Annotated in this window: 9 protein-coding genes; 6 read left to right on the top strand and 3 right to left on the bottom strand. The window is 28.8% G+C overall.

What is annotated here, in order from left to right:
* Positions 1-35: 35 nt before the first annotated feature.
* The 3 genes from ACKVOV_RS13965 to ACKVOV_RS13975 are packed head-to-tail and all read right to left on the bottom strand — an operon-like array spanning position 36 to position 2,353.
* Complete coding sequence (locus ACKVOV_RS13965; protein ID WP_409207372.1) at positions 36-896, bottom strand: flagellar motor protein MotB; 861 nt, start codon at positions 894-896, stop codon at positions 36-38.
* 11 nt (positions 897-907) lie between these two features.
* A complete protein-coding gene (locus tag ACKVOV_RS13970) occupies positions 908-1,900 on the bottom strand; it encodes a glycosyltransferase family 2 protein (RefSeq protein ID WP_409207373.1) in 993 nt (330 codons plus the stop codon).
* Positions 1,901-2,353, bottom strand: a complete 453-nt coding sequence (locus ACKVOV_RS13975) for a type I restriction enzyme HsdR N-terminal domain-containing protein (protein ID WP_409207374.1) — start codon at positions 2,351-2,353, stop codon at positions 1,901-1,903.
* Positions 2,354-2,445: 92 nt separating this feature from the next.
* Here ACKVOV_RS13975 and holA point away from each other — a divergent pair, with 92 nt between their 5' ends.
* The 6 genes from holA to ppk1 form a co-directional block, all read left to right on the top strand.
* Positions 2,446-3,450: a DNA polymerase III subunit delta gene (gene holA / locus ACKVOV_RS13980; RefSeq protein ID WP_409207375.1), complete on the top strand. Its 1,005-nt coding sequence runs from the start codon at positions 2,446-2,448 to the stop codon at positions 3,448-3,450.
* A 64-nt stretch (positions 3,451-3,514) separates the two neighbouring features.
* Positions 3,515-3,697 (top strand): CAL67264 family membrane protein, encoded by a 183-nt coding sequence (locus ACKVOV_RS13985; protein WP_091474704.1) that lies wholly within the window; start codon positions 3,515-3,517, stop codon positions 3,695-3,697.
* 41 nt (positions 3,698-3,738) lie between these two features.
* Positions 3,739-5,430 (top strand): energy-dependent translational throttle protein EttA, encoded by a 1,692-nt coding sequence (ettA, locus tag ACKVOV_RS13990; protein ID WP_409207376.1) that lies wholly within the window; start codon positions 3,739-3,741, stop codon positions 5,428-5,430.
* Between the two features lie 63 nt (positions 5,431-5,493).
* The gene (locus tag ACKVOV_RS13995) at positions 5,494-7,680 is read left to right on the top strand and encodes a response regulator (RefSeq protein WP_409207377.1); all 2,187 of its coding nucleotides are present in this window, start codon (positions 5,494-5,496) and stop codon (positions 7,678-7,680) included.
* A gap of 46 nt (positions 7,681-7,726) precedes the next feature.
* Positions 7,727-8,209, top strand: coding sequence for a SixA phosphatase family protein (locus ACKVOV_RS14000; protein ID WP_409207378.1), 483 nt, complete (start codon positions 7,727-7,729; stop codon positions 8,207-8,209).
* Positions 8,210-8,211: 2 nt separating this feature from the next.
* A partial coding sequence (gene ppk1, locus ACKVOV_RS14005) for a polyphosphate kinase 1 (protein ID WP_409207379.1) occupies positions 8,212-10,024 on the top strand: 1,813 nt, incomplete at its 3' end.

Raw genomic sequence — 10,024 nt, forward strand, 5'->3', positions numbered from 1 at the left:
GAAAAGGGTTTTCTGTTTATAAAAATATTAGATGATTATTGTTTAGCAGGTTTTTTCATTTCTTTTTCGATCATGTCATAAAATTCATCAATCTTAGGAAGTACAACAATACGAGTTCTTCTGTTTATAGATCTATTTTCAACCGAATTATTTTCTACAAGCGGAATATATTCTCCTCTACCAGCAGCAATTAATTGTTTCGGATTTACATTGTGTTCTTTGGTTAAAACACGAATAATAGCAGTAGATCTTTTTACACTCAAATCCCAATTGTCTATCAAAATAGCATTCCCAGTAAATGGGACATTGTCCGTATGACCTTCAACCATACACTCAAAAGTAGGTTTGTCATTTACTACTTTTGCTACTTTTCCTAAAATTTCCTTTGCTCTATCACTAACAATATAACTACCACTTTTAAACATTAGTTTGTCAGCAATTGAAATAAATACAACTCCTTTTTCAACATTAATTTCTATATCTGGATCTGAAATTCCTACAGAACTTTTTAGACTAGTGACTAATGCTAAGGTTACAGAATCTTTTTTGGTTAATGCATCTTGCATTCTGCTAATTTTTAAATCTTTTTCTTTTATTGTTTCTAAAGCTTTTTCGATATTTTGTGCTCCTTTAGTAGATAGGGTAGTCATGTTCCCCATATTATTAATCAAATCAGAATTGTTCTTTTTTAAGTTGTCATTCTGGTCTTTTAAACTAAGATAAGAAGCATTAATTCCCGATTTTTCTTCAAGACAAGCATTTAACTTAACTGTTGCAGAGTTTAATAAATCTTGTATTTCTTTATTTCTAGCTTCAGCTTCTAGAAATTTTTTCTTAGAAACGCATGAAGTTGTTAATAATGAAATGATTGATAATGATATAATAATTTTTCTCATAATTTATTTTATTAAAGTTGTTTAAAAATCTTGTTATCCTTTATAAAATAACGAAAAACAATAGATTTTATTTTATAGTAATTTTTAGATTGAGTTTCATTACGCTTATAAATAAATTTTAAGAGGTATTTATAAAAGTAAAAATGAGATTCTAAAACAACCCAAAAATGTTTATATTTTCCTTGTGTTAAAAAGCGAATTGCAGCAATTCCGTCTAGACTTAATCTAATAAAAAGAACTGGAAATAATTTATTTTTCGGAAGATTTTTAGTCAACATCCATAATGAATTTCTAAAATTAAGGAAAGTTTTCTTAGAATTTTCGGCATCTAAAGTTGCACCACCCACGTGATAAACTGTCGATTGTCCACAATATTTTGCAACATATCCTTTATTAAAAGCTCTCCAACATAAATCGATTTCCTCTTGGTGTGCAAAAAAATCTGTATCGAAACCATTTACTTTTCTAAAAATTGTTTTTCTAATAAAAAGACAAGCACCAGAAGCCCAAAATATTTCAGATATATCATTATATTGTCCGTTATCTTTTTCAATAGTATCAAAAATACGTCCACGACAAAAAGGGAAACCATATTTATCTATGAAACCACCACCAGCACCAGCGTATTCAAAGAATTCCTTAGTCTTAAAATCAAGAATTTTAGGTTGAATGATACTTGTTTTGGGCTCGTTTTCAAATAAATTAATAATAGGTTGCAACCAGTTTTCAGTCACTTCAATATCAGAATTTACTAAAGCATAAATTTCTTCTTCCAATTCTTGTAAAGCTTCATTATAACCTTTTGCATAACCAAAATTCCCTTTGTTTTGAATGATTTTTATCGTTGGATAATTAGATTTTACAAACGAAATTGAATCATCACTAGATGCATTGTCTGCTATATAAATAGTAGCTTCTTTAGAATATTGAATAACTGAAGGTAAAAACTGTTCTAACAATTTCTGACCATTCCAATTTAATATAACAACAGCTATTTTTTTCAATTACAGTTTACTTTTAAAATTAGGCAATTCATTTTGAAATTGATATTTTTCATTTTCAAAATCCATTTGACAAAAGTAATGATTTAGACCGTTAGTAACCATTAAATATTCGGATTCTAAGACCATGTTGTATCTCGCAATTTGATCGAAAGTATTTTGTGTAATCGTAACTTCTGGAGCTTTACATTCAACGAGCAAAAATAACTTTCCATTAGGTTGAAATACAACAATATCATATCGTTTAGTTAAACTATTTATTTTAATAACTTTTTCTACGTTAATATAAGATTTTGGATATTTTTTTTCTTCCAATAAAAAACGAACCACATTTTGACGTACCCACTCTTCAGGAGTGAGAATCACAAATTTTTTACGTATTTCATCAAAAATAGAAACTTTATTTTCACTATTTTTGAACCGAAACGAATAAGGTTGAAAATTCAATTTTTGCATAATGCAAAAATAGTTATTTAGTTTAAAGTTTAAGGTTTAAAGTTTCTTACGATGCTACAAACTTTAAACCTTAAACTTTAAATAAAAAAATAATGGACGAAGTACTCAAAATAATAAACGATATAAAAGCTGGAAATATAAAACCTATTTATTTTTTAATGGGAGAAGAGCCTTATTATATTGATAAATTATCAGAATATATCGAGAATAATATCCTCCAAGAGCACGAAAGAGATTTTAACCAAACCGTTCTTTATGGACGTGATGTTACGATTGAAGACGTGGTTTCGAATGCCAAACGGTATCCGATGATGGCAGATCGACAAGTGGTTATTGTAAAAGAAGCACAAGATTTAGTAAAAACAATAGATAAATTAGAATCTTATGCCGAAAATCCACAGCCAACAACGGTTTTAGTTATTTGTTATAAATATAAAACTTTAGATAAACGAAAAAAAATTACCAAAATTTTAGCTCAAAAAGGCGTTGTATACGAAAGTAAAAAATTATACGAAAACCAAGTAGGTGAGTGGTTAAAACGTGTTTTATCAGGAAAAAAGCTAAACATCGAACCCAAAGCGGTAGCCATGTTAGTCGATTTTCTAGGAACAGATTTAAGCAAAATTGCAAATGAATTAGACAAATTAGCCATTATTTTACCACAAGGAAGTACCATCACACCAGCAATTATTGAAGAAAACATAGGTTTTAGTAAAGATTTTAATGTCTTTGAATTTAGAAAAGCCATTGGGGAACGCAATCAATTAAAATCTTATCAGATTGCCGATCATTTTGCTCAAAATCCAAAAGACAATCCAATGGTGGTAACGACAAGTTTGGTTTTTAGCTTTTTTATTCAATTGTTAAAATATCATGGATTAAAAGACCGAAATCCTAAAACTGTTGCTCCAATATTAGGAGTAAGTCCCTTTTTCTTAAAAGATTATGATGTTGCCTTGAGAAATTACCCTATGAAAAAAGTAAGTCAAATAGTTGCTTCTTTAAGGGATATAGATGTAAAAAGCAAAGGTGTTGGTGCAAATGCTTTACCACAGTCAGATTTATTGAAAGAAATGTTAGTTAAGATTTTTAATTAATATTGAAAATTATTTAAAAAAGAACGACATTTGTACCCCTCAAATTAAATAAAAAAAGAAAGTTATGGGAATGAATAAAAACACAATTTTAGGTTGGGCAACTTTAATGATGGTGATTATGGGATTAGTACTAATCGGTTTAGGCGCATACAGATACGCTGACATCGCTGGTTGGGGCTTTGCTACTGTTGGTTTTGGTTTTTTATTAAATGCTTGGGTCTTTAGTTCTTTAAAAGGCAGACTCTAAAAATATACGCGAATTATAAATTAGGATAAAAAAAATATAAAATGTCAGACGATAAGAAAGTAATTTTCTCAATGTCAAAATTGAGTAAAACCTACCAAGGAGCAGATAAACCAGTATTAAAAAATATTTATCTAAGTTTCTTTTATGGAGCAAAAATAGGTATTTTAGGATTAAATGGTTCAGGTAAATCTTCATTATTGAAGATTATTGCAGGAGTAGATAAAAACTATCAAGGAGATGTAGTTTTCTCTCCAGGTTATACAGTTGGTTACTTAGAGCAAGAACCACAATTAGATGATTCTAAAACAGTTATCGAAATAGTTCGTGAAGGTGTGGCAGAAACTATGGCAGTCCTTGATGAGTTCAACAAAATAAACGATATGTTTGGTTTGCCTGAATATTATGAAGATGCTGACAAGATGGAAAAACTAATGGATCGTCAGGCAGCTTTGCAAGACAAAATAGATTCGTTAGGCGCTTGGGAAATAGATACCAAACTAGAAATCGCTATGGATGCTTTGCGTACACCAGAAGCAGATACACCAATTAAGAATTTATCAGGAGGAGAACGTCGTCGTGTAGCATTATGTCGTTTGTTATTGCAACAGCCAGACGTTTTGTTGTTAGATGAGCCTACAAATCACTTAGATGCAGAAAGTGTACTTTGGTTAGAACAACATTTAGCACAATATGCAGGAACTGTAATTGCAGTAACGCATGATAGATATTTCTTAGATAATGTTGCAGGTTGGATTTTAGAACTAGATAGAGGAGAAGGTATTCCTTGGAAAGGCAATTATTCGTCTTGGCTAGATCAAAAATCGAGTAGAATGGCAATTGAAGAAAAAGTAGCTTCAAAACGTCGTAAAAACTTAGAACGTGAGCTAGACTGGGTTCGTCAGGGAGCAAAAGGTCGTCAAACGAAACAAAAAGCGCGTTTACAAAACTATGATAAGTTATTAAATGAGGATCAAAAACAACTAGATGAAAATCTAGAAATTTATATCCCTAACGGACCTCGTTTAGGAACTAATGTTATTGAAGCTAAAAATGTAGCCAAAGCTTTTGGAGATAAATTATTGTATGATAATTTAAATTTTACCTTACCTCAAGCAGGAATTGTTGGAGTTATTGGACCAAACGGTGCTGGTAAATCGACTATTTTCAGAATGATTATGGGAGAGCAAAAAACGGATAGCGGAGAATTTTCAGTAGGAGAAACAGTAAAAATCGCTTATGTAGATCAATCACATTCCAATATTAATCCTGATAAATCTATTTGGGAAAATTTTTCAGATGGACAAGAGCTTATTATGATGGGGGGAAGACAAGTAAATTCTCGAGCCTATTTATCACGTTTTAATTTTGGTGGCGGAGAACAAAATAAGAAAGTATCTACACTTTCTGGAGGAGAACGTAATCGTTTGCATCTTGCTATGACCCTAAAAGAAGAAGGAAATGTATTATTATTAGATGAACCAACGAATGATTTAGATGTAAATACTTTACGAGCTCTAGAGGAAGGTCTAGAAAACTTTGCAGGTTGTGCTGTTGTAATTTCTCACGACAGGTGGTTTTTAGATAGAATATGTACTCACATTCTAGCATTTGAAGGCGATTCGGAAGTATATTATTTCGAAGGAGGCTTCTCTGAATATGAAGAAAATAAGAAAAAACGTTTAGGTGGAGACTTAACTCCGAAAAGGCTGAAATATAGAAAGTTAATAAGATAAGTTTTTTTAAAAAATCCTGATTTATTTCAGGATTTTTTTATTTTTACCTTCCAGACATTTTATATGAAAACAAGATTGCTTTTTTATTTATTCTTTTTCATTTTACCCAAAGGTAATTTTGCTCAAGAAGTAATACATAATGATAAAGATGCTACCAAAATATTAAAAAAAGCAGTTGAAAGCTTCGACCGATTAGATTGTAAGGAATCTTTAAAATTTGCTCAAATTGTTTTAAAATATTCCTTAGATAATGATGATTATCTTAATTCAGCTAAAGCATATAATATTATTGGACTTAATTACGAACAGTTTTCAGATCTTAATAAAGCAATAGATTTTTACAAAAAAGGAATAGTGTTTGCTCACAAGTGCGACAACACTAAACTTTTAGATTATTTATATAACAATATTGGAAATTTATACAACTTCCAGTTAAACGATCCTAAAAAAGGATTGCAATATTATTTAAAATGTTATGAATACTCAAAAAAAAGTAAGGACAAAATAGAAATTGCATTTACAGAACTAAATATTGCCGACGTATATATCAATTCATCAGATTTTAAAAAAGGGAAAAAATATTTAGATAATATTTTACCAGTTGTAAATTCTTCTGAGGATTATGAAATGTATATAACTTATTATTCATTATTAGCTAATTATTATGCAAATACAAATGAAGTAAAAAAGGCAGAGTTTACATATAAACTTGTAATAGACAAATTTAAAGAAAATAAAATTGAGCTGTTAAAATCTAACCAACTCGATATTTATGAAAAAATATCTAAGTTTTATAAAAAAAATAAGGATAATGTAAAAGCATTATCCTTTTTAGAAAAGCATGATAGTTTACAAGATGCTTTATATGTAAAAGAAAGGAATCAAGAAATTAAATTTGCTGGAACTACTATAGAAGTTCTCGAAATGAACAGCAAAATTCAAAAAATAGAATCTGAAAAAAAAATACAAGAACAAACAATTAACGAAGCAAACAAAACTAGTTTAATAATTATTGTTTCATTATTCTTTCTAATACTTTTAACTGGATTTCTCTACAGAAGTTATTTAATTCATAAACAAATTAATAAAAAACTTTTCGAGACGAACAACCAGTTAATAATTGCAAACGAAAAATCTGAGGAAGCTTCGATACTAAAATCTCAGTTTTTATCTAATGTGAGCCATGAGCTACGAACGCCTTTGTATGGAGTAATAGGAATGGCCGAAATTATAGAATCTGAATATGTTGATATAAAAAATGATCAACACTTTAAGGCTTTAAAATTTTCGTCAAATTATCTTTTAGCATTAATTAACGATGTATTAAATGTATATAAAATAGAAGATAGTAAGTTTGAGTTTAATTTTGATAATTTCAATATCAGAAAAGAGATATTTACATTAAGAGAATCATTAAATGTAATTGCAAAATCAAATAATAACATTTTAAATATAGAAATTTCTGATAATGTTCCTAAAACCATAAAAACTGATATTACTAGATTTTCGCAAATTCTGATTAATTTAATTAGTAATTCTTTAAAATTTACTAAAAATGGTACAGTTACAATACAATTAGATTTAATAACTGAAAAAAGTAAACAATTACTCAAGATTAATATCATTGATACAGGAATTGGAATTTCGAATGAATATTTAGATAAAATTTTCGAAAAATTTGTTCAAGTTGAAGTCAATTTACAAGAGCAATATAAAGGAACAGGATTAGGATTATCGATAGTTAAAAAATTAGTAGAGCTTTTTAAAGGAGAAATTTTTGTGGAAAGCGTTGTAAATGAAGGAACCATATTTACAGTAAAATTACCCTATATTAAAGCTGATAAAAACTTATTTATAAAAGAAGAGAACACGAAAAAAGCAGTTATTAAAAAACAACTTAAAATTTTAATTGTCGAGGATAATGCAATAAATCAATTAGTTACTAAAAGATTAATAGAAAAAAATAAGCATACTTGTCAAATTGCCAATAACGGATTTGAAGCACTAGCTATTATTGAAAATAATAATTTCGATTTGATTTTAATGGATATTAATATGCCAATAATGAATGGCTTTGAAGCATCTAAAGAATTAAGAAAAAGAGGCAACACAACCCCAATTATAGCATTAACAGCATCCGATAAACAAGAAATTAGTATTGAAGCTAAGGAATGTGGTATAAATGATATACTTGTAAAACCGTTTAAGGAAGAAGAACTAGCCAATATGTTAGTTAAATATATTGACTAAAAAGATTAATATTTACAGCATTTTTATTTAAATTATTTATAAAAATATGAAGTCAATTATTTTAATACGTCATGCAAAATCTAATTGGAACAAGCCAGTTATAGATAAAGAAAGAATATTAACAGATAAAGGAATAGAAAATATTAAAAAAATAGCCATTAAGACTAAAAAATATCTTCCTGAAAATTTCACAATTATATCAAGTACTGCTAATAGAGCATCTCAAACGGCATTATTATTTTGTAATCAGATACTTATAGATGAAAATAAAATAGAGTTTAAAGATAATCTTTACACTTTCGATGAAAATCAGCTCGAAAAAGAAATTAAAAAATGCGATAATAATATAGAAAACCTAATTCTTTTTGGACATAATGAGGCAATTACAAATTTTGTTAATAAATTTGGAGATAAATATATAATAAACGTTCCAACAGCTGGGTTTGTATATTTACAATTCGAGCAAAATAGCTGGAAAGACATTAATAAAGGGAAAACAATTCAAACTATTTTTCCTAAAGAAATTTGATAATGATAATTAACAATAACAGATATATAGATAAAGAAAAAAGCTGGTTAGCTTTTAATTTTAGAGTTTTACAAGAAGCGGCAGACGAACGAGTTCCACTATTAGACAGAATGAGGTTTTTAGGAATTTTTTCAAATAATTTAGATGAATTTTTTAGAGTTCGCTACGCTGCAATCCGAAGATTGAGTTTAGCTGGAGAAACTGCCGAGAAAATTTTAGGTGGAATCACATCGCAAAAATTACTAAAAGAAATTACCGAAATTGTAATTGGACAACAATCAGAAAGTTTAAGAATATTAAGTATTATAGAGAAAGAACTTGAAAATCAAAATGTCTATATTATAAATGAAAACGAAATTTCTAAAGAACAAGAAAGTTTTGTAAAAGATTTTTTTATTCAAAAAGTAAGTCCAGCATTGGTAACAATTATCTTGAATGATTTAGCAGAATTCCCTTTGCTTAAAGATACTTCAGGATATTTAGCCATAAAATTGGTTATGAAACCAAAACAAACTTCATCTATACTTGAGAAAATTAAGATAAAAAAGGAAATTCGTTATGCGGTTATCGAAATTCCAAAAACTATCAATCGTTTTGTGGTTTTACCTTCGGTTAACGAAAAACAGCATATTATACTTTTAGATGACTTAATTCGATACAATCTACATAATATTTTTAATATTTTCGATTACGAAAGTATCTCGGCTCACATGATAAAAATTACTCGTGACGCACAGTTAGAGTTAGATAGTGATTTGAATAAAAGTTTTATCGAGAAAATATCTTCGAGTGTAAAAGACAGACGAATAGGAGAACCTGTACGTTTTATATATGATCAAACAATCGAAAAAGATACACTAAAATTCTTTCTTCGCAATATGGAAATAGATGCAAAAGAAAGTATTATTCCTGGCGGAAGATATCATAATCGACGTGATTATATGGATTTTCCGAACCTAGGAAGATATGATTTGTTATATAAAACAAATTTACCTCTTCCTGTTGAAGGATTAAGTCTGGAAGGAAGTATTCTAAAAAAAATAGAGCAAAAAGATTATTTAGTAAATGCTCCATATCAGTCATTTTCATATATTATTAAGTTTTTGAGAGAAGCTGCTTTAGATCCAAAAGTATCAGCAATAAAAATTACGCTATATCGTTTGGCCAAGAATTCTCAAATTGTAAGTTCACTTATAAATGCTGCCAAAAACGGAAAAAAAGTAACTGTTCAAATAGAATTGCAAGCTCGTTTTGACGAAGCCAGCAATATTTCCTACGCAGAACAAATGCAGACTGAAGGAATCGAACTTATTTTTGGGGTCAAAGGACTAAAAGTTCACAGTAAAGTTTGTCTTGTAGAACGTATTGATGATGAAGGAAAACTAAAACGTTATGGTATTATTTCGACAGGAAATTTTAACGAATCGACAGCCCAAGTTTATACCGATGTGACATTGTTTACAGCACATCAGCAAATTTTGAAAGATGTATCTAAGGTTTTTGAATTCTTTCAAATAAATTATAGAGTTCATAGATACAAACATTTAATTGTTTCTCCACACTATACAAGAACTCGTTTTAATAAATTAATAGACAAGGAAATTCTAAACGCAAGTTTAGGAAGACCAGCATTTTTAAAACTAAAAATGAATAGTTTGTCAGACAATAAAATGATCGATAAACTTTATGAAGCCAGTAGAGCAGGAGTCAAAATTCAATTAATAATAAGAGGAATTTGTTCTTTAATACCAGGAGTAAAAGGAATGAGCGAAAATATTGAAGCTATTTCTATCGTAGATAATTATTTAGAACATT

The organism is Flavobacterium sp. (genome assembly GCF_046153165.1).
Lineage (GTDB): Bacteria > Bacteroidota > Bacteroidia > Flavobacteriales > Flavobacteriaceae > Flavobacterium.